Genomic DNA, 26,897 nt, shown 5'->3' with positions numbered 1-26,897 from the left:
CAGATGAACGGTTTATAAATCCGTTAAGGATCGCAATGTAAATCCTTCGCCAGAAGATTGCAATGAAGAGCCTGGTCCTGCCACCGGCGGGAAACGGCATATCACAATTAATAATCACTTGTTCGGAAATTCATTCACAGTAAAATTCAATGCTTTATCACAATACCCAAACTCCAATGCAGTCGGGCAAAACGATAAGTCGGTATAGAGTGGTCTTGAAAACACAAAGGTCCCCTGGTTAGCAGCAATAAATTTTTCCATCTGCCGGTATAATTTGCCCTTCTCACTCCATCCCCTGTTTATGTCCCGGCGTTGTGGGAACAGGTTAACGTCTATCGGACCTCCAAGCCCATGCGCAATAAAATGTCCTTTATCATAATTATCTCCGTAGGGTTTGAAGATCTCCCCGGTAGGCCCTATCCATTTACGCATTGTTTTTCTGTTGCTATGATTGATCTTATTGTTTGAGATTCCATATACCGCTACTACCCTGCCTTCGAGCATTTCCTTTGGCTGCTGGCCTGCAGGTATAAACTGGTTGCCATCATCAATTGCATATGTGTACCCATAGAAATTCTGTATGGTAATCTCTCCGTGTACTGATATATCCTCATACAATTTAATCCAGTCGTAAATGATCTCCTGATCAAACAACCGATATAGTTCCTGTATGTCCCGGATCTCATATTTTTTTATGAGCGATTGATAATCCATTTAAACAAAATATTTGACCCAATGGCTTTTTAGTTGATACTTATTTGTTCAGATATCCATTTGTCTTTTCCCTGGTAAACTTTAATGTATAATTCTACTTTTCAATTTTCAGTCTTGTTAATTTCCTCTCCCTCCTTAAACACTAGAACGTTGTTTTAGCAGCAGCTTAAGTACGTTTACTTCGAAATCAGATCGGAATATCACTTTGCCATTTTCTCTAATTGAAAACTGATACTTTATATATTTATGTACATTTTCATTGTTACCAAAATAAGGAAAAGGTAACAGTATTATGATATTATTTTATCTATACGCCCGTGTAGTTTTTGGCAAATAAGAAACCAGCGCAACTAACATTAATAACCAATTTTATATTTCAGACCTCATCCTCCGATCGAACTAAGTTTTTAACCCGGTAAATATTCAGTAATGGCAGCTGGTATTTTTTATTAAGATCACCTAGAATTTTCAAATATTCACTTTCTAAAGAAGAAAGGTATTTTGCATAGTTACTGAGAAATACCTGGCAATCCAGTAATGCCTGGGCTTCATGATGACTAAAAAGGTAACAATCTGAGAGTAATGAGGATAGCTCAGTATCAGCTTTAATTGCAACCTCTATCTTTGAAAAATTTCTCTCTGAAAAATCAAAACTCTTTCCTTTTGCAGATAACTGCCGTTCTGCACTATCAATAAATTTTGACATATCCTTTGGTAAAGTGTCCGCTATTTCAAGGCAAATGTACTCAACACTACATTCTTTAACCAGGAAGTTAAGCTCGAAATCTTTTATCTCTTTATCAATATCTTCTTTTTGTTTTTTGGACAGTTTATTCAATAATCCGAAATAGGTGGCAAATTCAGCACAGGCGATAAAATCCTCATAATTTCTGCGGGTATGCAATCGCTTTATTTTGACGAAAGGGTTATTCAGTTCAGAAAATATCTTCAGCAAATGCCATAAATCAAATAAAAGGTCAAAAGACTTCAGTTTAAAATCTTCGTCATAGCCTGTATGCATAAATTTATTCCTGAGCCGGGGAATATGGTATTGATAATAATCAAAGTAGGTGTCACTCATCTCATGGAAATCCCTGGCGTATTGTACTTTGTCAGGTAGTGATTTCACGCCCGATGTGCCCGAGGCATTCAATATTTCATACATTTCAGAAAATAACCCTTCTACCTGGGTCAGGGCTAACGAATAATAACCAATCCAGTTTTTCCTTTTAAGTAATACTTCCAACTCCCTAAAGATTGGTGTCCTGTCATTTGCAAGTGGCAGGTGGGCGAGATAAAATTTGAACTCCTGGAAAATACCTGCCGGATCATGTTTTTTAAAAAGCAGCCGGTAAAATTTTGTCTTGTTATTTTCGTACAGGTTTTCCAGCTTACGGGAGCTATCCATTGGGAAATCAGCAACCTTATTGGCAATAAGGTCTATTTTCCTGCAGTCATAATAGGCATATCCCCTGTAGGTAGCGAAATGATACGGCCTGTCCCGGTACCGCTCAGAGAAAGCCATTAACTGTTTTATACTTTTTCCCCAATAATTAGCCTTTGCGATGGCCCTTTTTTTTATTCCAGAAAGATAATATTCAATAATTGTTCTTTGCTGTTTTATACAACGCTGGTAAAAATCATACAACACTCTTTCTTCATGATTCCTTGGAGATACCCCTTTATTTAGATGGGCAGAAACAAACGTCGTTGATTCATACCATTTAATAAGTCCCTGTATAACAATCATATCTTCCTTTACAATATGCTCAAGATATTTGAATGTCATGCCCGGGGATGTTTCAAACTGCAGATAAGTCTCCAAAAAGATTTGCATCGGTTCCCGATCGTCCTTTTCAGGAACAATTGCCCTTGTGCCGGTTCCAACTGTAAAAACTTCAATGGTGCCGCTATAAATAGGCAGAATCGTAAATAGTTTATCGCAGGCATTATTAATAGAGTTGATATTATTTTCTAATCCTTTATTTACAGGATACATCAGCCTAAGTGCTTCAAAGGCAAAATCCTGTTTAGTTTCACATTCAAAAACAGTATCACCAAGCATTTCCAATATTTTATCCCGTAGTGGTCTAATGTATTGTTTACTTTTATTTAATACATGCAGATTAAGGGTTGTCATTTTTTTCATCTTGCTTATTGTGTTCACCAAAATACATTAAGGTTCTAATTCCAGTAATATATTCTTTTTACAGCTCAACAAAAAAACAATTACTCTGAATTAATTTAGAGATGGTAGCAATTGAGCCGTCATCATAATAGATGGAATTATCAAATCTCAATTAGAGTAAACATTTGTCATGGCATGTCCAAAACGGGTATAATTAATTTGTCGCCTAACTTAATTGGTTTTAATTCTCCGCCTGATCTTAATCAACCTGAATTTTACAGAATCATAGATCACTCCAATTATCAACAGTATCGCAGCAACTAGTAAAGTATGCAGCTTCATTTTTGAATACAAAATTCCGCCTGTAATACCTCCGATAAAAAAGAAACTGATGATTGTAAAACGTAATTTTATTGACGATATAAGTTTACTTCTCTGTCCTCTTTCTTTATAAAAAAATAATTGTGATATTTCAATCCCCAGATCGGTAAAAAGCCCGGTAAGGTGTGTAGTCCTTACACTGGCACCAGAAATTGTTGTTACCAGAGAATTTTGCAGTCCCATAGCGAAAAGCAAACCAAATGCTATAGTATCAGCGCTTTTCATTACTAATTTTGGGCCCTGTAAAGCTATATACAATAAGATTAAACATTCGATTAAAACGGGGATGGTATAAGCATGGTGATTATTTTTTCGTGAAATAACTTCAATTAGTAGACTAGATACGAAGGAACCCAGAAAAAAGAAAAATATATAAAGGAAGTAAACTAACCCCAGCCAAAAATTAAGTTTGAAAATTTCATCTACAAAAAAAGCAAAATGCCCGGTCACATTAGTGGTTAAGCGCTGGACTGCTAAAAAACCAGCTACATTTACCATCCCCGCAATAAAGGATAATAATGAAGCTATTTTTAAATTATGATTTAAAGTGCGGTTTTTCCCTTGGTGCCTGAACATACTATATTTTTCTTCTTATATCAGGATGATTAATCGTCTGATCGTCCCGTTTATTTGAAAAGGAGTTGCTCAATTATCATTTTCCTGAAAATACATATTTTAATATGTGATAGAATACATTTTTTTCATTTTCGCATTGTTTGTACTTTTGCCCTCCAAATCAACCGGTTCTTAACCTACAGCCCAATATTACAGATTTTAAATGAGAAAAATTTTAACTATAGTTGGGATCCTAACAACTATTTATTGCCCCGCACAAACAGAAAAAGCAATCAGTGACTCTGCAAAATTCAACCAGCATGTAATTAAAAACACGACCTCATTCATTTTTGACGGTCAAAAACCTGTTGGTGATGGTTGGGCGAGTCTGGAAAAACAATTTGCCGCTAATCAATTTGTAGCCTGGGGAGAATATCATAATTCGCCTTTGCTTTCTCAACTGTCATGTTATGCGCTTGAATCTGCATCGAAATACGGTTTCAAAACCTGGTGCGTTGAAACCAGCCCATTTGTGGCATCTGAATTAATGCGCATAGCAAAAACAAAAAATCCTTCAGATTCTATTGTTGAGATATCAAGAGATAAAGGATCATACGGTACCTTCCCTTTTTTTAAAACCAGGGAGGATGCACAAATGATTGTAGCGGCTAATAAATATAATTATACTATTTGGGGTATTGATCAGGAATACCAGATGGCTTTCCCTTATTGTTTAGCTAAAGTATACAATGCGCAGCCAGCAAAAATAAAAGCCCAGTATAAAGCTGTATATGACAGTTTGGTTGCAAGATGGTGGATGCCTAAAGTAAAATTACTTGACAGCCTGAAAAACGGTATTAAACAAAATAATCTCAGAATGGTCCTGGATGATATTAAAATATCACGGACAATTTACTACGAAGACGATGCCCAGATGAGAGCAACATTAATGAAGAAAAACTTTTACAATTACTATGATAATTCAAAATCTAAAAATGAAAAAGTGTTCTTCAAAATGGGCGCTAATCATTTGGCGAAAGGATTAAATTTGATGACACATTTATACGATATAGGCAACTCAGCCTATGAACTTTCGCAACACAATAAAACAAATTTCATCAATGTATTTTTCGTAAACAGGTACACCACTGAAAAAGGAAAAATAATTGACGACCTGGAAAATCCCGATAACGAATACCCGAAGGAGTTTTTAAAATTATATGATAAGGAAAAATGGGTAGTGGTGGATTTGAGGCCATTAAGGATCAGGTATAGTAATGACAAAACACTTACGGAAGACACTTATCAAATTATTTACAAGTACGATTTCGTAGTAGTATCACCTGAAGTCATGAAATAAGACAATGTACCTTCGATGATTTTAATTTCTTTCTCAACAGCTTCTCTTGTCATCATTTTTTTAATTTAGAAAAGTAGCATAATAAATTAATTGCTAGTTTATATGATCAGGACAAATTAGCGGAAACCCCTTGAAAAAAATAGGTAGTTTTTACCTAATTGGTTTTCCAAATTATATTGAGGTGTAACTTTCATTACACCTCAATATACTATACGGCATTTTTTTTCTGTAGCTTATTTCCTAATTTTTCCATTTCTGTTTTAATCTGATAATCCTTTATCATTACATTTAATCGTTGCACTGGAATATCTCCATTCTTTATAATTGACAGATCAATCAGTGCCTCATCGTATTCATCATCTAAGGAATCGAGTAAACGCAGGAATTTTATTAGCGTACCTGTCATACCTACAGAGTCTGATCCAGGTACTACTGCTTTTGCATCAGCAGCTAGTTGCATTAATGAAAGCAGGTCCTCTTTCATTGCGTATTTCTTATCCATCCAGCGCCAGTCGTCATCAAATAAAAGGAATGCCATGTTATCAGCAATCCCATAAGTACGGTTTGGGCTCCTTGCAGCAAGATAGATTTTTATCTGTTCCTTTAATTCCTTTTCGAGCTGTTGTAATCTTTTGTCATCGATGTTTTCAGTTTGCATAATTTTAATTTTTTGATTAATAATATCCAAACTTAATTTCTCAAACTGATTAACTGACAGATTCGGGCAAAAAAAAATTCTTATAAATATCAATTCCAAAACCATACAGGATTACAGCGAAAATCCTCTTTAAGGAGATTGGAGCGAAAGCCTCGTTAGACTATACAGAATACTGCAGCCCTTTTACAAGTAATTTATTAAAGCTTAATAAAAGCAGCTGTGATTTTTTCATTATTGGCAAAAACAACGAGCTGGTATCCACCCTGACCCAGCTATATTATCAAGACACCATCTTTGACAATACTGGTATGCCTCCTGTCACTTACATTTATTTTCAACAACTGCCATTTCAAATCCCTTGTGGTGTTTACAAACAAACAGGTTGTTTACCAACCTGCTTGTCCGAGAGCAGCTTATTATTATTAAGAAAATTTCCTGATGGCTTCTTCACTGACTGGTGTAAAAAAATTAATCAGGTTTCCATCAGGATCCCGAAACAATAATGAACGGTTGCCCCATGGCATGGTGGTAGGTTTTTGAACAATGTCGCTGACTGTATCTTTAATCCTTTCATAATCATCGTCTACATTTTCAACAAGAAATTCTATAATAACGCTTTTATTGCTTGCTGCCTGGGCAACAGCTTCCCCAAAAAAGGCCAATGTTCGTGTACTGCCAATAGCCAGTGTAAAAGAATCGGTGACAATCTCCGCAAAATCTTCTGTTAACCATTTCGCTGTTATGCCGGTTGTTACTTCAAAAAAATCAACCAAACGCCTGATGTCAGCAGTGATAATTCTTAATGATACCAAATTTGTTTTTTTCATTTTTCTTTGTTTTTACTGATTAATAAAACAAAATTAAAATGGGGTTATGACAACGGTATGTCAGGTATACCAAAATTTTTTTCTTTGGCCTCCAGAAATTCCTTCAGTGTCAATTTATGGGGTTGAAATGGTAAAGCAAGCTGTTCTATTTGTTGTATCCTGTCCAGTCTAAACATCCTGTAGTCATTCCTTAACCTGCAGTAGGCAATAAGCGTCCACGTCTCCTGTAAATTATAATACAGGGCGAATGGCTCTACATGACGATTGGTGAGTTTCCCCTCGCTTTCGGATTTGTAAGAGATTTTCAGTACTTTAAAATCAGTCAGGGCATTCTGAATAAGTGCAAGTGAACTGGTGGTACCGGTGTTGGCCACCAGAGGGCTTACAGCAATTCTTTTTGAAAGTAGATCTGTTTTGTCGTTTGCAGCATATCCCAACACTGCTTTTATTTTACTGACTGCCCCGGTATATTCTTTACTGAGCGAGCTATCATTGTTTTTTTGCACCAGCTGCTCCAGGGTAATTAATGCATTTGCTTCGTTTTCAGTAAACATTACCGGTGGAATCCTGTATCCCTCCATTAAAGTATATCCTTTTCGTTCTTCTGCAATTATAGGTACCCCTGCCTGTTCGAGTGCCTTTATGTCCCTGTAAATTGTCCGTACACTTACCCCAAATTTCCGGGCAAGAGTTGATGAAGTAACTACTCTTTTAGTTTGCAGTAAGGTTAGAATAGCTGTAAGCCGTGAAACTCTTTTAATATCGTTGTCGTCCATTTAGGCTGAATTTAAAAAGGAAATAGATATAAGCGCCTGCGTTAAAGTACACTATGCTTTAATTTGCGTGAAAGTTTCAGGATATATTCGTGTATCCGTGCGGAGGTTTTATCCCGACCTTTTCTTTAGTGGCAATTACTTCAGCAACCTCTTGGGGTACCGGATAAATGGCACCCAATAAAGAACTACTTTAGATACATAATAAATCCCTTGCGCCAGCCATTTTAATCTCCATTACCTGCTCAGATGTGACAATGCTGTCTTAACAGGGGTTTGAGTACCTTTATTCCTAAAGTCAGATGGGAATATTAAGTCAGCTTTCTTTCTACTTGATATTGAATGTTCTATATGCTTATGTACATTTTCCATTGCTACAAAAATAAGGAAAGAGGTAACAATATTACATTAATTTATATGCTTAATATAGCCAAAACTATAAACAGTATGTGTCGTAATGTGCCGGTTCTCTATGAAAATTCTATCAAAAAAGTATATGATAATTTACCAATCAACCTGTTACAACTTCACCATTAACAGACACCGACATAAAATGGAACAAAAGGCAATTGCCTTGAAAGTAATTTGTGCAAAATGTAATTCTTTTTTAAAGGTATTTAAAATTAACAATCCCTACCTTCGCCTGTCCAAGCTTGACACTGCTTGGACAGGCGAAGGTAGGGAACGGCAAGTTGGATCCCTCCTATTTAAGCCATTCATGAGACCTCCTGATATTTTTTACAACAGATAGTTCAAGCATGAACAGGGGCAGGTATTAAAAGCCTGCCCCTATTTCTTTCCGGCATAGTTTTTTTATTTCTCTTTTAAATTATTCGGCAAAAATTTCAATGCGATAATATTCCCATTTGATAAATCCCTTTGATTATCCCCATCATATATTGTGTTATCTCCCATTGCAAAATTTTCCTGTAGCCACTGTCGCCATCACAGTAAAAAGGAGTTTATGCATTACACCATGGAACGTTTTGAGTTGCTTACCATATCACTGATAAATGCCGGCAGGTCGAGTGAACCTGTCGGCAAGGAAAAGATACCGGCGCTGCTTGCCGAGTATGCGCAGGAAAAAGAGCACCTGCGGCTAAAGATCATGGAGGATGTATTCGCCGCACCCGACGAAGCAGCTCTCATGCTAATCATTGACAGATACCAGGCCGTACTGATCAGGCTGATGGACCTGTTACATGATTTCCGTCGCTCACTGAAACGCCAGGACGAAATGCAGCTCCCTGCAAAACAGCTTTTCGACCAACTCAACGAACTGCTTTGCTTTCTCCAGGTACATTATTCCCGGTATTTCAACAACCGGCAGAAAATGGCTTCTATAAAAATTGAACATGCGGCAAAGGAACTGCAATCACAGATCACTACAATAAGTGAAGTCCTGCGTCATGCGCTGCTGCCTGATGATTTGAATAAAATCATTCTTCGGCCCCTGGAAAACTTTGTACAGAGCGACTCCAGCACCTACATGACGGCACAGTATATCAGGACGGCAGCGACGGCGTTTCTTGCGCTGGACACTTCCGCAGTTGCGGCCCATGAGGGTCCACAGCTTTGCAATCTGCTGGTGAGCCTCGACTATAACCCTCCTGAAATCGTGAGGCATTATACGGGTATGCTTGACCGTATGGTGACGGAGGAGGATTCAGTGCAAGGTAAAATCAGGCTGCTTAAACTACAGTCCAAGGAGATCAATCAGGCACCGGTACATCCGGGACTTTCCCTGTACCCCGATCTTCCATCATTGCGTGAACAATTGCTGCACTGGCTTGGTGAGGAACTGGAGTTCTATACGCTGGAACATACATTGTCAGCCGCACTGCCCACAGCAGGCAATACCAGTGAAGGCAAGATACACACCACGCTTTCTGTGCCACAGCTGGCGTTGCTTTTCCGGCTGCTGAAAGAGGAACAGCTTATCACCAATCCCAATCAATCCGAACTCCTTAAGACTGTAGCCGCACATTTCACTACGCTCCATAAAGAGAGTTTCTCCTACGGTCACCTGCACGGTAAGTACTACAAGATCGATGCTTCGACCAAGCGTTCCCTTTATGATATCCTCATGCGCCTGGTACATCTCAGCCGTAAAATCGGATAATCCCGAAAATACTTTCAAATTTATCTGCTATGAACATCAACATGTTAACCAGCCTAGTAGGAGGTGTGGGAGGGAAAGGCACTATACTCCAAGATTACATTTGTCAGGCAAAGGGAAATTAAACATATTAAGACAGATGCTACAAAAAATTTCATGGACACAGTACCATGAAAATGTTCCTATATCCAATGAAGATTACAATATCGCCATCCTGTGGCAGAACTGAAAGGCTCCTTCCCCACCCGATGAAGACAGGAGTTGTGCAGCAGGATGCGGGGAGGGAGCCACTTTTAATTTTTCAAAATCAATACCGATGAGAACAAAATATTCAAAACCCAAAAAAATAAAACAAGATGAAAAAGATTTTGACTTCATTTTTGATTGTATTGCTGTTCAAAGCAAGTGCACAACCACCTATCCGTGTTGTTCCAGGGTTGGTTACCTGCGGGGAAAACAGTTTCTATGTAAAGCTCACGACTGACCGTTACCACGTACCTGTTCATAATACCTCTCCGGTTACCTGCCCCGACGGCACCGTGCATTATGACACTGAAGAAGGAGATTTCCTGGACTGCAAAATGGAACTCTTTGCTGATCCGAATTTTACCATACCGGTACCCGTTGATCCAAGATTTTTTTCCTTCGTAAGAGATGTGCCTGGCTCGTCAGGAACTATTGACGATCCCCATATCATTTATAATTATGATTGTGCAGCAGTGCTGCCTCCTTCTTCTGATTATGGCGATAACTGGCGGGTAGACCACGTTTTGATCTGGCAGGAGCAGTGTATCTGGGAATGTGTGGGAACGGGTTACTATAACTGTTCTTCCATTGATTTGGGCGAGCCTGCGAATTATAACATCGTGATCAATTGCTGTTATACGCCATCGGTGCTAGCGGTACGGCTGCTGGGTTTTGAAGGAGTTCGTTCTTCTCCGAGCGTAAATACGCTGCATTGGACGCTTGCCGATACCAGTGATTTTGCAAGGCTTGAATTAGAGCGGTCAGTTGACGGGCTGAATTACGCAGTAGTGTATTCCACAAACGAAGCCTCTATCTCCAGTTTCCACGACCAGATGGGCGTTACTTCCTATTACCGGCTTAAACTGTACAGCACAAATGGTGCAGCTTTCTATTCGCAGGTATTGGTGCTGAAGGCAGGGGCTGATTTAAAAAGTAGTTTTAGCGTATCCCCATCACCGTTTGGTGACCAGTTAAGGGTTTTGACTTCATCACTTTACCCCACACTGGCTATCTTCAGACTGATCTCAGTTGATGGGAAAGTAGTATTTGAAGCGGAGCGACGGTTGAGGGCTGGAATAAATACGTTCAGTATTGATATTCCTCCTGTTGCCCGGGGCATATACATGTTTTCCATGAGCAGTGAAAACAGTACACTATCAACAAAAGTGATGAAACAGTAAGGCGGTTTTCAACATAGGCCAATCATTGAGCATATGGCCAGCGCCCTCCATGCGGAGGGCGTTTTTTATATTCTGCAAATTCAATTTAATGCGCATGTTGCCCTTCGAGTATTCCATTGTTGCTATACCGTCAACGACAACACGATTTTATTGTATATGGATTTATTTTATTCCTGTCGACTGATAGCTCAATTATATCGAATTCCAATTATTACATCATTTATTATATTCTGTGATCCATGGACCGCAAGATCAAAACGAAAAATAATTTTTTAAATTTATTTTATGTGAAAATCAATTTGTTGAACGGCCTACTATGAGGGTTGGGAGGGAAAACCGCTTTAGCGATTATTATTTTTGACTAACAAAAAATATTTACAATGCTACAAAACATTTCATGGCCAACATACTTCACCTGGTGCTTTATTGCTCTGTTGCTGTACTATATCACTATCGGGCTTTTATATTTCCGTTATGAACTGGTTACGATATTAAAGCAGCCGGGGGCCTTTAAAAAATTCAACAACGCTGAACATTCCATTGACACGGCAGACAATGATATTCCTGCATTGGTGTCGGTGCTTAAAGATGAGCTTATAGCCTTCGCCGAAGCAACAGGGAGTGGTCATGAAAGAACCGAGGTGCTATTGGGGCTGCAAAAGATAATCAGCAAATATTCGGTATTAAAGGATTCAGCATACAAGAATGAAATTAACAGCACAATTGCAATGTCATGCGAAAACAATTGTGCCATTGCATTGGATGAGGAGGATATGGCTTTTTTGTGGAACGGCTGAGGGTTTACACAGCTTCGTTCCTGCACGATATTCGAGAGAATGTCATGCAGGAATGAAGCTTTATTGAATTGAAGTTTAACTTTTAAATAGTGAAGAATGAAAAAGAGAATGAATGAAAACAAAGCGGCGGTTTTACGCTTAAGCTTGACTGCATTTTTATTATCTGTACTTAATGTCATTGCAAGGGCTCAGGATGGTAACGCCGGTATTAATGAGGCTAACACCAAAGTGAGAAGTTATTTCGCTGCCGGGACAAACCTTATGTATGCAGTCGGAGCTGTTGTGGGTTTGATCGGGGCGGTAAAGGTTTACCAAAAATGGAACAGTGGTGACCATGATACCGGTAAGGTTGCAGCGGCCTGGTTTGGCAGCTGTGTATTCCTGGTAGTTGTGGCTACAGTGATAAAAAGCTTTTTCGGTATATAGTAAAGGTAATAAACTCTAAATGAGCAACAGCGTTTATCAAATCAATAAGGGCATCAATAAGCCTGTAGAGTTCAGGGGACTTAAGGCACAATACATATGGTACCTCGGAGGCGGCCTGGTATCATTACTGGTAGTCTTTGCCGTTATGTACATCTGTGGCATCAATATATTTATCTGCCTTCCGGTTATACTCATTTCAGGAACAGGTTTATTTATGTACGTATACAGGCTAAGTCATAAATATGGTGAATTCGGGTTGATGAAAAAAGTTGCCAAAAAAGGAATTCCAAAAGTGATAAAGAATTACTCGCTGACAATCATAAAAAAAAAGTGAGTAGTAAGCATTTGCAGGAATACATAAGAGAATAGGAATTAAGTAACGTGAAAGAGAATAGTGATGGAAAGAAACTTAAAAGACATACTACCGGTATACGGTGCTGAGCATGATGCATTGCTGTCCAAAATGGGTGATGTAACCATTGGCTTTAAAATCGACCTGCCTGAATTATTCACGCTCAGTAATGAGGAATATGAATCTTTTCACCATGCATGGATCAAGGCAATAAAAGTACTGCCTGCACATTGCATACTGCACAAACAGGACTGGTTTGCTGAGGCTGCATTCAAGCCTGATTTCAATAAACCTGAGCAAAGTTTTCTGAGCCGCAGCAGCGACAGGTTTTTCAACGAACGACCTTTTCTGGATCACCATTCCTATATATTCCTCACCAAAAAACCCTTAAGCCGCAAAGTATCTACTTCTGTTTTCTCCAGCCTTTTAAAAAGAAGTATAGTGCCTGAAGAAACTATCCGCCCAAGGCATTTCCAGGAGTTCTCCAACCAAATCGGGCAATTTGAAAAGATACTCAGTGACAGCGGCTTTATAAAGATGCACCGGCTCGGGGATGAGGAATTACTGAAACTGGTGGTACAATATGTCAACCTGCAGACAGATGATCAGATTGTCCGTGATATCAATTTTCAGCCCGAATGGATGATTGGTGAAAATCACTGCCAGCTATATACGATGGCTGATGCCGAATATGTGCCCTCACTATGCGGTTCAAGAATCAATTATGACAAATACTCTACCGATAAAACAAAGTTCAGTGTAGGGTTTGCCTCACCGGTAGGTCAGTTACTGGCCTGCAATCATATCTATAACCAGTTTGTTTTCATTGAAGATACCCCGAAGCTGTTGCAAAAGATGGAAAGCAAAAAACTTCGCCTGCAATCCCTTTCGGCTTATAGCAGGGAAAACAGTATCGCAAAGGAAGCTACCGATCAATTCCTCAATGAAGCTATTGCCGAACAACGCCTTCCGGTAAAGGCACATTTCAATATTATGGCTTGGACTTCCAACAGGGAAGAGGTGAAATCGATACGTAATCTATGCTCATCAGCACTGACACAGATGGATGCCAATCCGAAAATAGAAACTGAAGGGGCAGCCCAGATATTCTGGGCAGGCATCCCGGGTAATGAAGCGGACTTCCCTATGAACGATACCTTTGATACCTTCTCACCTCAAGCCACCTGTTTTTTTAACCTGGAGACTTCCTATAAATCTTCTTTAAGCCCTGTAGGCATACGATTGGGAGAACGCCTCACAGGCCGACCGGTACATGTAGACATTTCAGATGAACCTATGAACAAAGGCATCTGCACCAACCGCAACAAATTCATACTTGGTCCCTCCGGCAGCGGTAAATCCTTCTTCACCAACCATATGGTTCGCTCCTACTATGAACAGGGAACGCATGTAGTCCTGGTTGATGTCGGTCATTCCTATAAAGGGTTATGCGATATGGTGAATGGTTATTACTTCACCTACTCAGAAAAAGATCCAATAAGGTTCAATCCATTTTATATTGGTTACGGTGACCTGCTGGACACTGAAAAAAAAGAGAGCATCAAAACGCTGCTGCTGGCTTTATGGAAAAAAGACAACGAATCCTTTAACCGCAGTGAATATGTGGCCTTGTCCAATGCATTGCAACTTTATTTTGACAAGCTGGAAAAGCAACCAGATATATTTCCCTGCTTCGATAGTTTCTATGAATTCCTTAAAGATGAATTTGTAAACGTACTGCAAAGCGATAATGTAAAGGACAAAGATTTTGATGTAAGTAATTTCCTGTACGTTTTGCGCCCTTACTATAGCGGTGGCGAATTTGATTACCTGCTTAACGCGAAGGAAAATCTTGACCTGCTGCAACAGCCCTTCATTGTGTTCGAACTGGATAACATCAAGGATCACCCGATACTGTTTCCGGTGGTGACCATTATCATCATGGAAGTGTTTATCTCCAAAATGAGAAAGCTAAAAGGTATACGCAAGATGATCCTGATAGAAGAAGCGTGGAAGGCTATTGCCAAGGAAGGCATGGCAGAATACATCAAATACCTTTTTAAAACAGTTCGCAAGTTCTTCGGGGAAGCGATTGTGGTTACGCAAGAAGTGGAAGATATTATCTCCTCCCCTGTTGTAAAGCAGGCGATCATCAATAACAGCGATTGCAAAATATTGCTGGATCAGAGCAAGTACCAGAACAAGTTCGACCTGATCCAGGAATTGCTGGGACTTACTGAAAAAGAAAAAGCGCTAGTGCTGTCAGTTAATAAGGCCAACGATCCCCTTAGAAAATATAAGGAAGTATTTATTTCACTTGGAGGTATCCTTTCAAGGGTTTACCGCACGGAGGTTTCATTGGAAGAATACCTGGCCTACACGACCGAAGAAACAGAAAAAGTAAGAATGCAGGCCTATGCCAAAAAATACGGCAGTATCCAAAAAGGTATTGCTGCAATGGCCGCTGAAATGCGACAATCCTAAAAAATGAAATTAACAATCATGAAAATAATACTCATCATTATCGCTTTGTCACTATTGCTGGCAGGATGTAATGGCATAATGAAAAATGATTCGGTTAAAAGTTTTATCCCAGGCATATATTATTCAAGTTGGAAGACAGCTTTTAGTGAATCCAACGACACTTTACGAATAGAGACGATGGCCGAAAATGGCAGCGAGGGCTACAGAATCACCCGCCGGATGCATGTGGATTTTATCAATGCTGCAAAGAATCGGCCACCGGAATATAAGATTGAAAATTGGCTGGGCATTTATAATTCGGCTAACAAAACAGTAACCATCAATAGTAATGGCCGGGTGCTGTTGTTTGATATGAATAAAAAGCAGCTAATCATGGGAGTCATTACCTATAAAAAACTGTAACGCAAAAATATTTCATCACAACAAAATTTACCAATATGAAGAAGTTTATTCTTGTGACCGTATTGAGTTTTGGCTTAATGGTGGCACCGACACAGAAAAGTCACGCAGTAATTCCATGGACAGAGATCATCAAAAAAATTATTAAGGCTATGGATCTGGCTGTGCAGAAAGTTCAAAATAAGACCATCTGGTTGCAGAATGCACAGAAAAAATTGGAGAATGTTATGTCCAAGTTGAAGCTGGACGAAATAACCGGCTGGGTGGAAAAGCAACGAAAGCTGTACAAAGATTATTTTGAAGAACTCCAGAAAGTGAAAAATATAATTACCTGTTACCAGCGTGTTAAAGATCTCACGCAAAAAAATATTTTGCTGGTGGAGGCTTATAAAAAAGCATTCACACTATTCAAAGAGGATAAACATTTCACGGCTTCAGAAATTGCCTACATGCAAAAAGTCTATTCCGGCATACTGGAACAAAGCGCAAAAAACATCGACCAGATATTTATTGTGATCAATTCCTTTAATACTCAAATGTCTGATGCGAAGCGACTGGAAATTATCGACGGTGCTGCAGATCAGGTAGACAGAAACTATGCAGATCTCGTGCAATTCAATACACAAAATAAATTACTCAGCCTGCATAGGGCCAAGGACCAGCAGGATGTGGATGTTATCCGTTCACTTTACGGCATAAAATAAACCAACATGAAAAAACAATTCACTATACTGCTTTTCATCCTTTGCATTACGTGCGGAGCAAGGTCCCAGTCTAAACAAGTAAAAGTCTATCTTAAACAGATTGGTCTAAACGAAGTACTCATTGGTTACCTGAAAAAGGCCATGAGCATTGCAAAATTTGGCTTAACGACTATCGGAGATATAAAAAACGGGGAATTCAGTTTGCACCGCATCTTCTTCGACAAATTGAAAGCAGTCAATCCGAAAATAAAAAACATTGCAAAGGTTGCCGATATCATCACGCTGCAAATGCAGATAATAAAAAATTATCAAAGCAGTTACCGGCAGATCAAAGAAAGCAAGCAATTCACAGGACAGGAAGTGAAGTACATCTATTCTGTATTTACCAAACTCATGGATCAAACAGCGAACAATCTTGAAGAACTATTCAGGGTGCTTGCGTCGGATCAGTATCAAATGAAGGATGATGAGAGAATCAAACGGATTAATATGTTGTATGAAGAAATGAAAAACAGTTTTGTGTTTACCCAGCATTTCAGTAAAGAAACACTTATAATGGCCGTCCAGCGAATGAAAGAAAAAAATGAAGTTGCACAAAGCAGGGACTGGTATGGCATCAAGTAAAGTGTATTGAATAAATTTAAAACAGGTCACATGAAAAAGCTATTGATTATCATGGTTCTCTTCTGCTCGTTTTGCAAAGCAAATGCGCAGGCCCAGGAATTGGAACAACTGGCTCTCAATATTGAAAAACTCGCCCAGTTCAAACAGATACTGACTAACCTCAAGAAGGCTTATGAAATTCTCTACGGCGGTTATACGACGATTAAGAATATTTCAGAAGGTAATTTTAATCTCCACCAAACCTTTCTCGACGGCCTGCTTAAAGTAAGCCCGGCGGTACAGAAGTATAAAAAAGTTGCTGATATCATCAGTCTTCAACTCCAGATAGTAAAAGAGTACAAAGCTGCATTTAGCCGTTTCAAAAACAACACCTTGTTTAGGCCGGAAGAAATTGAATACCTATCAAAGGTTTACAGCAATCTTTTCAGCAAAAGCCTGCAGCACCTGGACGATCTGGCTACAGTTATCACCGACAATAAACTCCGCATGAGTGACGACGAAAGGCTGCAAAGGATTGATCAGATATTTACTGGCATGCAGGATAAGCTGGTTTTCCTTCGACAATTCAACAGCAATACTGCAGTACTAGGTATCCAGCGGTCAAAAGAAAAGAATGACGTGGACGTTATGCAAAAACTCCATGATGTGAAATAGATAAAAATAATTTTATGGTAAAGTGTGTGAGAATTGCCTTTCTGGCAACCGTGGGAATGATGATTCCATATTTTATGCAGGCGCAGGTCGCAACGGAAATTCATAGCCTTCATTCCGTGCTTGATGGGTTATACGACGACATGATGCCACTTTGCAGTCAGTTAATTGGTGTTGGACGGGGCATTGCAGGATTTGCAGCTACATGGTATATTGCTGTACGGGTATGGCGTCATATCAGCAATGCTGAACCTATTGATTTCTACCCATTGTTCAGGCCATTTGTATTGGGTTTCGCCGTACTTATTTTTCCTTCTGTTATTGCTATGATTAATGGCGTAATGAAGCCTACCGTAACAGCGACGGAAGGCATGGTCGAAAATTCGGATAAAGCTATCGCAGCTTTGTTAAAAGCGAAAGAGGCTGCAATCAAAAAAACGATCTATTGGCAAATGTACGTGGGGGCTTCAGGCGAAGGTGACAGAGATAAGTGGTACCAGTACACGTACAATGAAGATCCTTCAGAGGAAGGCTGGATTGAAGGGGTCGGCAATTCGGTACAGTTTGCAATGAGCAAATTTTATTACAATTTTAAAAATTCCATAAAGGAATGGTTGTCAGAAATTCTGAAAGTATTTTATGAGGCGGCCGCTCTCTGTATTAATACCATCCGAACGTTTAATTTAATTGTTCTTGCAATACTCGGCCCACTGGTTTTCGGGATAGCCGTTTTTGACGGATTCCAACATACTCTAACATCGTGGATTGCCCGATACCTCAATTTTTTCCTCTGGTTGCCAGTAGCCAATATATTCGGCGCTATCATGGGCAAGATACAGGAGAACATGCTCAAGCTGGATATATCCCAGATTGAAACACAGGGCGACACTTTCTTTTCTTCGACTGATATGGCATACCTGGTTTTTATGATCATCGGCATTACAGGCTATTTTACCATACCCAGTGTTGCCAATTATATTATCCAAGCCGGTGGTCACAATAGCTTCTTGCACAAAGTGACTTCCGGTTTCAATGCCACTTCAAGAAGTGTAACCAATAACACGATTACCACAGGCAGCAATATTGCTGGCCATATTTACGACAGCTATTCCCCGACACACAATACCTCTGGCAGCAAAGGCGGAAGTGATTATATGAAAAACAAAATTTCCGGGAAGTAAATCAGAAAAAAAGACCGTGATGTTTACAAAAATGAAAAATATTGACAGTGCTTTCAGGTATATGAGGAATTTTACTCTGTTGGTGATCATCGCCTGCGCCTGCATCTGCTGTTATTCAGTGTATAAAAGTTTCCAATTGGTTAGTCATATCCAGTCAAAAATCTATATTCTGTCCAATGGCAAAGCCCTGGAAGCAAGCATCGGCGAGAGGAAAGATAATGTGCCGGTGGAAGCGAAAGACCACATCAAGATCTTCCACTATTACTTTTTTACACTTGACCCGGATGAAAAACTCATTCAGTCAAATATTACCAAAGCGTTTTACCTGGCCGATATTTCTGCTAAAAGGCAATACGACAACCTAAAGGAAAGCGGTTATTACACCAATATAATATCGGGTAATATCAGCCAGACCATTAACGTGGACAGTGTTATGGTAGATGTTAACCAATCTCCTTATTATTTCCGCTGTTATGCCACCGAATACATTATTCGTACAACCAGTACAGTAACCCGAAGCTTAGTCACTGAGGGATGGTTAAGGAATATCTCCCGGTCAGACAACAACCCGCATGGATTTTTAATCGAGCGCTGGGCAACAATTTTAAACAAGGACATCAAAGTTCAAAACAGGTAGACATGTTAAAATTTTTCAGAAAAAAGAAAGAGGTGCTGCATCGGGATTTGGTTCAGGATAAAGTAGCCACCAAGATCGTTACGAATGTGACAGCATTCCAGACTAAATGGGCCATATACATGCAAAAAGCCAGCAACAGATTATCCTGCAGGTCTAAAAAAGTTGCAACAATAGCTATTGTTTTATTTGCTTCTGTGTACAGCCTGTATATAATTGCTGCTAGCCTGATCGAAAAGCCCAAAGCAACATACACCATTTCAAAAATTCATGTTTCTTCTCACGCCACACAAACGGGTGATGAAAAGCTATTCACTAAAAATATTATTCCTGAAAATGAATACAACAAGATCGTCAGATTTCATCACTACATGGACAGCCTGAACCAAACCATTTCAGGAAAAAGAATTGCTGACAGTATCATTCAACGGCGGCCCGGTCTCCTGGACAGTTCCCTTGAACTACGCAGATTGTATGAATTGCAACAAAACATTAAAAAATAAATCATGAAACAACTATCATTAAAAAAGCAAAGACAAAGAAAAATGCTGCTGGTATTACCGGCGCTGGTACTGCCCTTTATTACGATGGCCTTCTGGGCACTTGGTGGCGGCAAAGGTGGCGTAACAGAAACGCCAAAGACAAGTTCCGGTCTGAACCTTGAATTACCCAGCGCCGCATTAAAAGATGACCGGAGCATGGACAAGATGGCGTATTATGACAAGGCGCAATCGGATTCAGAAAAGATCATCCAGCAGATGAAGGAAGACCCTTATTTTATTAAACCGCCTGCAGCCACAGACAGTATTCTTGCTCCCTTCGCAGATAAATCATTTGGTGAAGCTGATATCAAAAATGCTTCGCAGGATTACAGGAAAGGCTACACAGGAAGCAGTTACAACGATCCCAATGAGGCCAAGGTGTATCAAAAACTGGCGCAGTTAAATATGGTGCTAAAAACAAACAGCAGTAGCAACGGCAATGAAACTGCAAAAGATAACCCTTACGCTACAAGTGAAAGCAGTAACAGCGATGTAGAAAAACTGGAGCAAATGCTCCGGGCAGCCAATGATACCAAAACGGAAGATCCCGAAATGAAGCAACTCAACGGTATGCTGGAAAAAATACTGGATATCCAGCATCCGGAAAGGTTAACGGAAAAACTAAAGAACAATCCTGCTGAAGATATGCAGCCGCCATCGAAAATCAGCGGACCAATCTTCAGTTCAACCTTCAGCCTCATCGACACTTCATCAAAAACTGACGGTAACAATAGTAGCGGATTTTTCAGCTGGAATGATGGCAGCACCGCACAGGCTCAAAATTCCATTGAAGCCGTGGTACACGAGACCCAAACATTGGTAACCGGTGCCGTTATAAAGCTCAGGCTCTGCTCTCCTATCTGTATCAATGACCATTGTATTCCCAAAGACAATTTTGTTTTCGGTATTGCCACCCTGAATAATGAGCGGCTTGAAATTAATATCAATTCTATCAGGGACGGCAACTCCCTTTTCCCTGTAAAGATGGAAGTGTATGATATGGACGGCCTTGCTGGCATTTATATACCCGGAGCAATAACCAGGGATGTAGCAAAACAGTCGGGCGACAATGCCCTGCAGTCAGTGACACTCGGCAGCCTAAATCCTTCCATCGGGGCACAGGCAGCAAGCGCAGGTATAGAGACTGCAAAAACACTCTTAAGCCGCAAGGCGAAACTGGTAAAAGTACAGGTAAAAGCTGGCTACAAAATTTTATTAAAAACGAAACAACAATAATTTTTAACGCTTAAAAACATACTTATGAAATATTTACTCACCATTATTACAGCTTGCATGTTGCAGCTTTCATGTACAGCACAAAAAGTGCAGGTAAGCACTGATAAAACGACAACCCTTGTATTTCCATTTGCAATCAGGCATGCAGACCGTGGCACAAAAGACATACTGATTCAACCTGTAAAGGATGCCGATAATATCCTGTTGGTAAAAGCTGCCAGCAAGGAATTCAGTTACACCAACCTGAGCGTTGTGACTGTGGACGGCAGTGTGTATTCTTTTCCTGTTGAATATGCACCAGAACCCTCTCTTTGGATCTACCAGGTCCCGCCGCAGCAAAAAACAGCAGTGTCAACCTATGCCAACGGTATCGCCGACAATCCACTAACTATACGGGGTATCCGTGACCAGAGCTGGAAAATGGATGCAGCAGTTTCAGGCATATACATCAAGGATAACACCTTGTATTATCAACTTGCGCTGCATAATCACAGCAGCATCGATTATGATATTGAATTTCTGCGATTTTATATCTGGGACAAAAAGAAAAGTAAAAGAACGGCAGCACAGGAAAATGAATTACTTCCCCTTTATATATCTGGTAATACGACGCAGGTGAAAGCAAACACTAAAAGCTGCATTGTCATTGCCCTGGAAAAATTCACAATTCCTGATGCCAAATACCTGGCCATTGAAATCAATGAAAAGAACGGCGGGCGTCACCTGTTACTCAAAGTACACAACAACAAAATTGTAAAAGCCATTTTGCTTCCAGACTTAAAATAATCATGGCAGGAAAAGTAACGATAGCATTGAATGAACAGTTGATCAACATGGGTTTCGAAAAAGCCATCAATGAGGCGGTGGGGTTCGGGCTAAAAGGCGTGGATGATTTTCATATTGCCTTGTACCAACGGCAGAAGGATGAATTTTTACAATACGCTCTTTTCTTCCATACCAATTCAAAAAAAGAAATAAAACTTGTTGAGGTAGAACTTGAAATTACCTCAATTGCTATCCCGGAAAAAACCATAGGCGGCCTTGATATAAAGGAACTGGAAGCAAGGTTATACAAATCTGAAGGTCTGAATGTGCTTAGCCCTGCATCAAGAATGGACGCTCCTAAAAAGGATATTACTTTTTCAGCTATCAGTGATCTCGGACAACTATACTCCCATAGTAAGGAAGGAAAAGCAGCCGCAGAACTTTTGATGTTCAAATTCAACCAGCATCTTGGAATTGGATTTTCGCCAATTGATTTTGCGTTTGTTCGACAACATGTTTCTACTGTAACCATCAACGGCAAAGACCTCATTGGCCTTACTGCTACACAGATGCATCAAAACCTGCAAAATTTCCATTACTCCAAACAACAGAATAATGATCAGTCACAATTAAAAACAAAAAATATGAACAGCGAGAATTTACAGTACTTGTCAGATAACATCAAGTATATGGGCTTCGGTGAGAATCTCAAAGAAGCACTTGAAAAAAACATGAAGGAAGGAAAAGCGGAGTTCCAGTTGCAGTTTGCAACTGAATTCGGTAATAAGCCGTTTGAAGCCACATTGAACTTCAAAAAATCCGAAAATACCGGTAACTATTTTTTCAACAGTTATAATGCGTCACTGGAAAGAAGCAGCGGTGAAAAAATGGAACAAACCTTTTACATCAACAAAGGAAAAGGAATTACATCCAAGGAAGCCTTTAACCTCCTGGATGGCCGTGCAGTGCATAAGGATCTTGTCAACAAAGAAAATGTTCCTTACAAAGCCTGGCTGCAGCTTGACTTTGAAAACAAGGACAAGCACAACAACTTTGAGATAAAGCCGTACTATGAAAAACATGGATATGATTTGAAAGAAGCGGTTGGAAAATTCGCCATTGCGGAACTCAAAGACCCTGATAAAGAGAGAGCTTTGATAGCATCACTCATGAAAGGCAATGTACAATCCGTTACCATTGAAAAAGACGGCAGCAGCCATAAGATGTTCATTGAGGCAAATCCTAAAGATAAAATCGTCAACCTGTTTGACAGCAATATGAAAGTAGTTCAAAAGGAAGCTGTAGGAAAATACCAGTCAGTTGCTCCTTCTACAACCCAGGCTGTGGCAGTGAAAAATGATGAGGTACAGGATAAAAAAAAAGATTTGAAGCCGGACAACAAACAGGAGAAAGCGAAGACTCAGAAGAATAATGACAGCCTGCTGCCTAAAAAAAGAGAAAGTAATAAAAAAGGTTTGGGAGTAAAGTAAATACTTCCAAACCTTCATTTAAAAATAACAACTGGGTTATTATGAATATCACAAACGTTGCTGCGCTGGCAGTCCAACTTGAATCACTTGGCTTCAACGGTTTACGATATGATCTGTTAAGAAAGATCTGCTTTATGCCACATTCTTTTTTTCTTTCGTTTACATCAGAGTCTGAAAACGACAAGGTGAATTTCGAAATCTCTTTTGAAATGGCTAGTAGTGATGAACTATATAAACTGATGTATTATGATGCAATCCTCGCAGCGGAAAAAAATTTTCAAAAAAATGAAATTAATGGAATTCAGTTAGCTGAATTGGAAAAATCATTCGAAAAAATTGACTGGGCTGCATTATTTAATCCTTCAACATTCAAAGACTGGAAGGCAGATGATAAAAATAGCTGGGATACGGAACAAAGGGTTGCTACTCTCATTGAACAGGTAAGAGAACTTGAAAAAACACCTGAAGGCAAAGCCTATGCTAACGATATCAGGTCGAGGTTTTGGGGTGCTATTGCATATTATAATCTATATTGTCCATTCAAAGTAATTAAAGACAAACAGGGTTTTGTGCAACGATTTTATTTTTTTGAAAATCAGCCAAGCATCACTGTGAATGAGTGCATCAGGTTTTTGCGCCATCAAAAACTGGTGAAGGAATTTAATATAAAAACAAAGGCTTCCTTTTCTTCTGACAAATCTTCAAAGGATCAAAAACAAACCAGCGAAAGTAAAGGCAAAAGAAATTATGCTAAAGCAAACAGGAAAGGCAAAGCAATAGAATAGGCAATGGAACAGTTCGAACCGCTGACGAAATTCTTCGATGCCATTGAGGATGATGTAAGGATCAATACATCACATATCAGTGTTTATCTTTCTTTGCTCCAAATATATAATGCCAACGGTGGCATAAATCCTTTTGGGATAACGAGGGTTGCTGTGATGAGGATGGCAAAGATAAATGCCAGAAGTACCTATAACAAATGTCTGAATAACTTACATGAGTTTGGGTATATAAAATACATTCCCTCCTCTGCTTCTGGTAATCCTAGCCTGATTTTATTGTTAGGATTGGGAAAAGAAGCACTTGTTCGTATCGATAAACAATGATGCACAGCCAGTTAAATCACTTTAAAATATCCGTGTTTCTACGTAAGCATCTATCATTTTGTTTTTGTATAATTGTTTATCTTTTGGGTGTCATATCATAACAGGAATACAAATATTAAATCTCCGTATTCATTGAAAACAATCAATTGTAACCTTACTCTACAATTTGTTTACGTAACACCAAAATAATAGCTTTTGTATGATCAAATTTTTCAAACCTTTAGGTATCACCCTTTTACTGTGCGGCATTATTTTTTCAATTTACCAGATTGCTCACTACAGTGACAGCACAACGATTAGTCTTCCTGGTAATGTCAAAGGATTTTCCGATGTGAAAATTCTAGAAGACCCAACCGTAAAGCAAGCCTTTGCTACAGCGGAAACGGCAATGGCTGAAAATGTAACTTCCTATAAAAAATGGAGCCGTTCATCAACTGTTTCATCATGGATTGCCTTTTTTCTTGGAGGCATCATTACTTTGCTTGCTGGTTATCTGGGATATTTCAAAACCGATAACATTTCAATGGAGAACCTTCAGGCTTCGATAAAAGATAAAGTAGCCTTAACTAAAATTCTCGGCATCCTGGCCGCCGCTACTACCCTTTCGACCGGATTTTCTGTTAAGGCTAAAGAAGAAGCTGAAACAAAAAGGGCTAAGGGAATCGAAATAAGAGATCTGATTATTGCTTCATATAAAGACATTCAGCAGGCCAAGCCTAACGAAATAACTTTAATTATTGAAAAGCTAAAACTCCAAAGCAGCTTTTAGGATGAACAAAATATACCGCAGCATAATATTTTCAACTTTCATCCTTTCAACATTATATTCCTGCATAACTAAACCTGCTGAAGATAAATTATCTTCCATGGGTCTTATAGAATCAGTAATCGGAAGAGAAGAGTTGTACCGTGCAATGGATATTGTAAATGGTTTAATCCAGCAGCACAAATTGAAACCGGTTTTGTGTGGGTGGGAATGCAAAGTCTTTGATGAAACAGAGTTATATTATTTTTTGACACAGCCCGATGGCCTGCCCGCAAAAACGATTGCCCAGAATTCTAAAGAAAACAATTCCATTTTTGTTTCTTCTTCGTGGAGAATTATTTGCAATGAAACATTCCGTCTTACAGATGAAGATTCTATTTTACGCACAAATGCGCTGGTCTTTGTTTTGCTTCATGAACTTGGTCACCTCATCGGGAAAAACGGGTACGAGAAAATACAAGGGTCACAAATTACACTGGACTCGATGCTATTTAAAAATTCCGGCCCAATGAAAGAAGAAATATTTGCAGATTTCTTCGCAGCCGAAATGGTTAAAACAAATACCGGGGATGCCGGTATTGCCTTAAAAAAATCTATAGATACTCTTTACGATAAGGTAGATTATTATTATGACAGCAGGTATGGAATTCACGGTGGAGGTCTTCGATTAGTTTTAGCTGAGCCTGCAAAACGTTTCGGAGATCTCAGCTACATACATCCAAATCTTAACCTTCGTATGCACATGATCAGTTATCTAATTGAGCCCACAGCAGCGAAATTACACAGGCTTATATGGATCCAGGAACAGCGAAAACTATTTTATGATGTGAACACTTTTACACCGGACGTTATGGATGGTTTAACCTATTTAAAAAATATACCGGATGAAGATACCGTTCATTTACATAAAAATAAATAACTATGACCCTTTGTATTGCATGGAAAAATGGTGGTGCAATTAAATTCGCATCAGATTCTAGATTATCTGTGAGTGGTGCAGAATATTCAGATATAGCAATTAAGGTGATGGATGTTCCTGTCGTTATTAAAAACCCGACTTCATCTGAAACCGGAATCACAGATACAATTTACAACTATAAATTGGGTATGTGCTTTTGTGGCGACACTATTAATGCATACGTGATTAAGGAAACTATATATGAAGCCCTGCAGCATTTACAGGTGCTTCCGGGACATACGGATTTTTCCCTAAAGTCAATATGTAAAGTCATTGCCAAATTTTTTGAACATACATCGGACCAATTAAGAAACGGTTCCAATTGGGATCCCCAGATGGAGTTCTTAATAGGTGGTTTTTGTCCTGAACAGAATGATATATTGGTATACAAATTTGAACTGGTTGATTATAATACACATTATAAGGCGATGATTGACGAGGTGCTGGTAGATGATGGTGATATGATTATCATGGGAAGCGGAACAGATAAAGCGGCAGAAAATATCAGCATTAATAACATTCCAGTAGACAACCAATTATTAAAGGTTCTTCGTGATGTTTGCAATGACGATACTGAACCTTCAGTTGGAGGGTTTATTCAATATGGGCACTTTAAAGACTATAATTTTAAAATTTTGGGAGTGGAAGATTACGCCGTTGACAGCGATGGGAACATAGAATATATTTTTGCTTATAGAGGAACTGTTATGTATAAAGATAAATTTGAAAGAGCCGATGATGACTTCCATATGTATTATACTTTCATCAGACCCTTTGAAGATGACATCAATGAACTCTGGAGAAAAAAAGGAATTGATTAACCTCTGTAATTACTAC

The 26,897-nt window shown here is 39.2% G+C and carries 28 protein-coding genes; 22 read left to right on the top strand and 6 right to left on the bottom strand.

All coding sequences use genetic code 11. The features are described from left to right. Nucleotides 1-114: 114 nt before the first annotated feature. The 3 genes from QM738_RS13430 to QM738_RS13420 all read right to left on the bottom strand — a co-directional run bounded on the left by QM738_RS13430 (nucleotide 115) and on the right by QM738_RS13420 (nucleotide 3,799). On the bottom strand, nucleotides 115-714 hold the full coding sequence (locus QM738_RS13430) for a DNA/RNA non-specific endonuclease (protein WP_462277237.1): 600 nt from the start codon (nucleotides 712-714) through the stop codon (nucleotides 115-117). A gap of 376 nt (nucleotides 715-1,090) precedes the next feature. Next, nucleotides 1,091-2,854: a hypothetical protein gene (locus QM738_RS13425; protein WP_462277236.1), complete on the bottom strand. Its 1,764-nt coding sequence runs from the start codon at nucleotides 2,852-2,854 to the stop codon at nucleotides 1,091-1,093. 219 nt (nucleotides 2,855-3,073) lie between these two features. Continuing rightward, nucleotides 3,074-3,799 carry a YoaK family protein gene (locus tag QM738_RS13420; RefSeq protein ID WP_462277235.1) on the bottom strand — a complete coding sequence of 242 codons (726 nt, stop codon included), beginning with the start codon at nucleotides 3,797-3,799 and terminating at the stop codon, nucleotides 3,074-3,076. A gap of 202 nt (nucleotides 3,800-4,001) precedes the next feature. Between QM738_RS13420 and QM738_RS13415 the strand changes: the two genes are divergently transcribed. Next, nucleotides 4,002-5,138, top strand: coding sequence for a hypothetical protein (locus tag QM738_RS13415; protein WP_462277234.1), 1,137 nt, complete (start codon nucleotides 4,002-4,004; stop codon nucleotides 5,136-5,138). Between the two features lie 208 nt (nucleotides 5,139-5,346). On the opposite strand, the gene QM738_RS13410 is transcribed toward QM738_RS13415, so the two are convergent. The 3 genes from QM738_RS13410 to QM738_RS13400 all read right to left on the bottom strand — a co-directional run bounded on the left by QM738_RS13410 (nucleotide 5,347) and on the right by QM738_RS13400 (nucleotide 7,399). Further along, nucleotides 5,347-5,796 carry a hypothetical protein gene (locus tag QM738_RS13410; protein ID WP_462277233.1) on the bottom strand — a complete coding sequence of 150 codons (450 nt, stop codon included), beginning with the start codon at nucleotides 5,794-5,796 and terminating at the stop codon, nucleotides 5,347-5,349. A gap of 422 nt (nucleotides 5,797-6,218) precedes the next feature. Further along, nucleotides 6,219-6,623 carry a VOC family protein gene (locus QM738_RS13405; protein WP_462277232.1) on the bottom strand — a complete coding sequence of 135 codons (405 nt, stop codon included), beginning with the start codon at nucleotides 6,621-6,623 and terminating at the stop codon, nucleotides 6,219-6,221. Nucleotides 6,624-6,667: 44 nt separating this feature from the next. Beyond that, complete coding sequence (locus tag QM738_RS13400; protein ID WP_462277231.1) at nucleotides 6,668-7,399, bottom strand: helix-turn-helix transcriptional regulator; 732 nt, start codon at nucleotides 7,397-7,399, stop codon at nucleotides 6,668-6,670. Between the two features lie 961 nt (nucleotides 7,400-8,360). On the opposite strand from QM738_RS13400, the gene QM738_RS13395 reads away from it, so the two are divergent. The 21 genes from QM738_RS13395 (at nucleotide 8,361) to QM738_RS13295 (ending at nucleotide 26,881) form a co-directional block, all read left to right on the top strand. Continuing rightward, complete coding sequence (locus QM738_RS13395) at nucleotides 8,361-9,518, top strand: hypothetical protein (RefSeq protein ID WP_462277230.1); 1,158 nt, start codon at nucleotides 8,361-8,363, stop codon at nucleotides 9,516-9,518. 353 nt (nucleotides 9,519-9,871) lie between these two features. After that, complete coding sequence (locus QM738_RS13390; protein WP_462277229.1) at nucleotides 9,872-10,942, top strand: T9SS type A sorting domain-containing protein; 1,071 nt, start codon at nucleotides 9,872-9,874, stop codon at nucleotides 10,940-10,942. A gap of 380 nt (nucleotides 10,943-11,322) precedes the next feature. Further along, nucleotides 11,323-11,739: a hypothetical protein gene (locus QM738_RS13385; protein WP_462277228.1), complete on the top strand. Its 417-nt coding sequence runs from the start codon at nucleotides 11,323-11,325 to the stop codon at nucleotides 11,737-11,739. Nucleotides 11,740-11,835: 96 nt separating this feature from the next. Then, on the top strand, nucleotides 11,836-12,165 hold the full coding sequence (locus QM738_RS13380) for a DUF4134 domain-containing protein (RefSeq protein ID WP_462277227.1): 330 nt from the start codon (nucleotides 11,836-11,838) through the stop codon (nucleotides 12,163-12,165). Nucleotides 12,166-12,184: 19 nt separating this feature from the next. Then, complete coding sequence (locus QM738_RS13375; RefSeq protein WP_462277226.1) at nucleotides 12,185-12,499, top strand: DUF4133 domain-containing protein; 315 nt, start codon at nucleotides 12,185-12,187, stop codon at nucleotides 12,497-12,499. A 63-nt stretch (nucleotides 12,500-12,562) separates the two neighbouring features. Further along, on the top strand, nucleotides 12,563-15,001 hold the full coding sequence (locus tag QM738_RS13370) for a TraG family conjugative transposon ATPase (protein ID WP_462277225.1): 2,439 nt from the start codon (nucleotides 12,563-12,565) through the stop codon (nucleotides 14,999-15,001). 18 nt (nucleotides 15,002-15,019) lie between these two features. After that, nucleotides 15,020-15,403: a hypothetical protein gene (locus QM738_RS13365; protein WP_462277224.1), complete on the top strand. Its 384-nt coding sequence runs from the start codon at nucleotides 15,020-15,022 to the stop codon at nucleotides 15,401-15,403. A gap of 35 nt (nucleotides 15,404-15,438) precedes the next feature. Further along, a complete protein-coding gene (locus QM738_RS13360; protein WP_462277223.1) occupies nucleotides 15,439-16,104 on the top strand; it encodes a conjugal transfer protein TraI in 666 nt (221 codons plus the stop codon). A 6-nt stretch (nucleotides 16,105-16,110) separates the two neighbouring features. Beyond that, nucleotides 16,111-16,728, top strand: a complete 618-nt coding sequence (locus tag QM738_RS13355) for a hypothetical protein (protein ID WP_462277222.1) — start codon at nucleotides 16,111-16,113, stop codon at nucleotides 16,726-16,728. A gap of 30 nt (nucleotides 16,729-16,758) precedes the next feature. Then, on the top strand, nucleotides 16,759-17,382 hold the full coding sequence (locus QM738_RS13350; protein ID WP_462277221.1) for a TerB family tellurite resistance protein: 624 nt from the start codon (nucleotides 16,759-16,761) through the stop codon (nucleotides 17,380-17,382). 14 nt (nucleotides 17,383-17,396) lie between these two features. After that, nucleotides 17,397-18,560: a conjugative transposon protein TraJ gene (gene traJ / locus QM738_RS13345; RefSeq protein WP_462277220.1), complete on the top strand. Its 1,164-nt coding sequence runs from the start codon at nucleotides 17,397-17,399 to the stop codon at nucleotides 18,558-18,560. A 19-nt stretch (nucleotides 18,561-18,579) separates the two neighbouring features. Further along, nucleotides 18,580-19,197, top strand: a complete 618-nt coding sequence (traK, locus tag QM738_RS13340) for a conjugative transposon protein TraK (protein ID WP_462277219.1) — start codon at nucleotides 18,580-18,582, stop codon at nucleotides 19,195-19,197. Between the two features lie 2 nt (nucleotides 19,198-19,199). Then, nucleotides 19,200-19,697 carry a hypothetical protein gene (locus tag QM738_RS13335; protein WP_462277218.1) on the top strand — a complete coding sequence of 166 codons (498 nt, stop codon included), beginning with the start codon at nucleotides 19,200-19,202 and terminating at the stop codon, nucleotides 19,695-19,697. Between the two features lie 3 nt (nucleotides 19,698-19,700). Continuing rightward, nucleotides 19,701-20,972, top strand: coding sequence for a conjugative transposon protein TraM (gene traM / locus QM738_RS13330; protein WP_462277217.1), 1,272 nt, complete (start codon nucleotides 19,701-19,703; stop codon nucleotides 20,970-20,972). A 24-nt stretch (nucleotides 20,973-20,996) separates the two neighbouring features. Continuing rightward, nucleotides 20,997-21,758 carry a conjugative transposon protein TraN gene (gene traN, locus QM738_RS13325; protein WP_462277216.1) on the top strand — a complete coding sequence of 254 codons (762 nt, stop codon included), beginning with the start codon at nucleotides 20,997-20,999 and terminating at the stop codon, nucleotides 21,756-21,758. 2 nt (nucleotides 21,759-21,760) lie between these two features. Continuing rightward, entirely contained in the window at nucleotides 21,761-23,227 is a 1,467-nt protein-coding gene (locus QM738_RS13320) for a hypothetical protein (protein ID WP_462277215.1), read from the top strand. A 41-nt stretch (nucleotides 23,228-23,268) separates the two neighbouring features. Then, on the top strand, nucleotides 23,269-24,012 hold the full coding sequence (locus tag QM738_RS13315) for a hypothetical protein (protein WP_462277214.1): 744 nt from the start codon (nucleotides 23,269-23,271) through the stop codon (nucleotides 24,010-24,012). 3 nt (nucleotides 24,013-24,015) lie between these two features. Then, nucleotides 24,016-24,336 carry a hypothetical protein gene (locus tag QM738_RS13310; RefSeq protein ID WP_462277213.1) on the top strand — a complete coding sequence of 107 codons (321 nt, stop codon included), beginning with the start codon at nucleotides 24,016-24,018 and terminating at the stop codon, nucleotides 24,334-24,336. Between the two features lie 199 nt (nucleotides 24,337-24,535). Further along, a complete protein-coding gene (locus tag QM738_RS13305; protein ID WP_462277212.1) occupies nucleotides 24,536-25,105 on the top strand; it encodes a hypothetical protein in 570 nt (189 codons plus the stop codon). Between the two features lie 97 nt (nucleotides 25,106-25,202). Then, the gene (locus QM738_RS13300) at nucleotides 25,203-26,021 is read left to right on the top strand and encodes a hypothetical protein (protein WP_462277211.1); all 819 of its coding nucleotides are present in this window, start codon (nucleotides 25,203-25,205) and stop codon (nucleotides 26,019-26,021) included. 2 nt (nucleotides 26,022-26,023) lie between these two features. Further along, nucleotides 26,024-26,881: a hypothetical protein gene (locus QM738_RS13295; protein ID WP_462277210.1), complete on the top strand. Its 858-nt coding sequence runs from the start codon at nucleotides 26,024-26,026 to the stop codon at nucleotides 26,879-26,881. Nucleotides 26,882-26,897 lie beyond the last annotated feature (16 nt).

Origin of the sequence: Ferruginibacter sp. (assembly GCF_049840995.1) — a bacterium.
GTDB lineage: Bacteria > Bacteroidota > Bacteroidia > Chitinophagales > Chitinophagaceae > Ferruginibacter.
This window is presented reverse-complemented; position numbering and strand designations above follow the sequence as displayed.

What these genes read in the sequence shown, in the direction of transcription:
- QM738_RS13355 (WP_462277222.1), top strand. Translation starts at nt 16,111, where the DNA reads ATGAAAAAACAATTCACTATACTGCTTTTCATCCTTTGCATTACGTGC.
- QM738_RS13370 (WP_462277225.1), top strand. Translation starts at nt 12,563, where the DNA reads ATGGAAAGAAACTTAAAAGACATACTACCGGTATACGGTGCTGAGCAT.
- QM738_RS13305 (WP_462277212.1), top strand. Translation starts at nt 24,536, where the DNA reads ATGATCAAATTTTTCAAACCTTTAGGTATCACCCTTTTACTGTGCGGC.
- QM738_RS13350 (WP_462277221.1), top strand. Translation starts at nt 16,759, where the DNA reads ATGAAAAAGCTATTGATTATCATGGTTCTCTTCTGCTCGTTTTGCAAA.
- traK (WP_462277219.1), top strand. Translation starts at nt 18,580, where the DNA reads ATGTTTACAAAAATGAAAAATATTGACAGTGCTTTCAGGTATATGAGG.
- QM738_RS13385 (WP_462277228.1), top strand. Translation starts at nt 11,323, where the DNA reads ATGCTACAAAACATTTCATGGCCAACATACTTCACCTGGTGCTTTATT.
- QM738_RS13410 (WP_462277233.1), bottom strand. Translation starts at nt 5,796, where the DNA reads ATGCAAACTGAAAACATCGATGACAAAAGATTACAACAGCTCGAAAAG.
- traM (WP_462277217.1), top strand. Translation starts at nt 19,701, where the DNA reads ATGAAACAACTATCATTAAAAAAGCAAAGACAAAGAAAAATGCTGCTG.
- QM738_RS13400 (WP_462277231.1), bottom strand. Translation starts at nt 7,399, where the DNA reads ATGGACGACAACGATATTAAAAGAGTTTCACGGCTTACAGCTATTCTA.
- QM738_RS13295 (WP_462277210.1), top strand. Translation starts at nt 26,024, where the DNA reads ATGACCCTTTGTATTGCATGGAAAAATGGTGGTGCAATTAAATTCGCA.
- QM738_RS13375 (WP_462277226.1), top strand. Translation starts at nt 12,185, where the DNA reads ATGAGCAACAGCGTTTATCAAATCAATAAGGGCATCAATAAGCCTGTA.
- QM738_RS13430 (WP_462277237.1), bottom strand. Translation starts at nt 714, where the DNA reads ATGGATTATCAATCGCTCATAAAAAAATATGAGATCCGGGACATACAG.
- QM738_RS13315 (WP_462277214.1), top strand. Translation starts at nt 23,269, where the DNA reads ATGAATATCACAAACGTTGCTGCGCTGGCAGTCCAACTTGAATCACTT.
- QM738_RS13335 (WP_462277218.1), top strand. Translation starts at nt 19,200, where the DNA reads ATGTTAAAATTTTTCAGAAAAAAGAAAGAGGTGCTGCATCGGGATTTG.
- QM738_RS13420 (WP_462277235.1), bottom strand. Translation starts at nt 3,799, where the DNA reads ATGTTCAGGCACCAAGGGAAAAACCGCACTTTAAATCATAATTTAAAA.
- QM738_RS13395 (WP_462277230.1), top strand. Translation starts at nt 8,361, where the DNA reads ATGCATTACACCATGGAACGTTTTGAGTTGCTTACCATATCACTGATA.
- QM738_RS13405 (WP_462277232.1), bottom strand. Translation starts at nt 6,623, where the DNA reads ATGAAAAAAACAAATTTGGTATCATTAAGAATTATCACTGCTGACATC.
- QM738_RS13360 (WP_462277223.1), top strand. Translation starts at nt 15,439, where the DNA reads ATGAAGAAGTTTATTCTTGTGACCGTATTGAGTTTTGGCTTAATGGTG.
- QM738_RS13425 (WP_462277236.1), bottom strand. Translation starts at nt 2,854, where the DNA reads ATGACAACCCTTAATCTGCATGTATTAAATAAAAGTAAACAATACATT.
- QM738_RS13365 (WP_462277224.1), top strand. Translation starts at nt 15,020, where the DNA reads ATGAAAATAATACTCATCATTATCGCTTTGTCACTATTGCTGGCAGGA.
- traJ (WP_462277220.1), top strand. Translation starts at nt 17,397, where the DNA reads ATGGTAAAGTGTGTGAGAATTGCCTTTCTGGCAACCGTGGGAATGATG.
- QM738_RS13300 (WP_462277211.1), top strand. Translation starts at nt 25,203, where the DNA reads ATGGGTCTTATAGAATCAGTAATCGGAAGAGAAGAGTTGTACCGTGCA.
- traN (WP_462277216.1), top strand. Translation starts at nt 20,997, where the DNA reads ATGAAATATTTACTCACCATTATTACAGCTTGCATGTTGCAGCTTTCA.
- QM738_RS13380 (WP_462277227.1), top strand. Translation starts at nt 11,836, where the DNA reads ATGAAAAAGAGAATGAATGAAAACAAAGCGGCGGTTTTACGCTTAAGC.
- QM738_RS13390 (WP_462277229.1), top strand. Translation starts at nt 9,872, where the DNA reads ATGAAAAAGATTTTGACTTCATTTTTGATTGTATTGCTGTTCAAAGCA.
- QM738_RS13310 (WP_462277213.1), top strand. Translation starts at nt 24,016, where the DNA reads ATGGAACAGTTCGAACCGCTGACGAAATTCTTCGATGCCATTGAGGAT.
- QM738_RS13415 (WP_462277234.1), top strand. Translation starts at nt 4,002, where the DNA reads ATGAGAAAAATTTTAACTATAGTTGGGATCCTAACAACTATTTATTGC.
- QM738_RS13320 (WP_462277215.1), top strand. Translation starts at nt 21,761, where the DNA reads ATGGCAGGAAAAGTAACGATAGCATTGAATGAACAGTTGATCAACATG.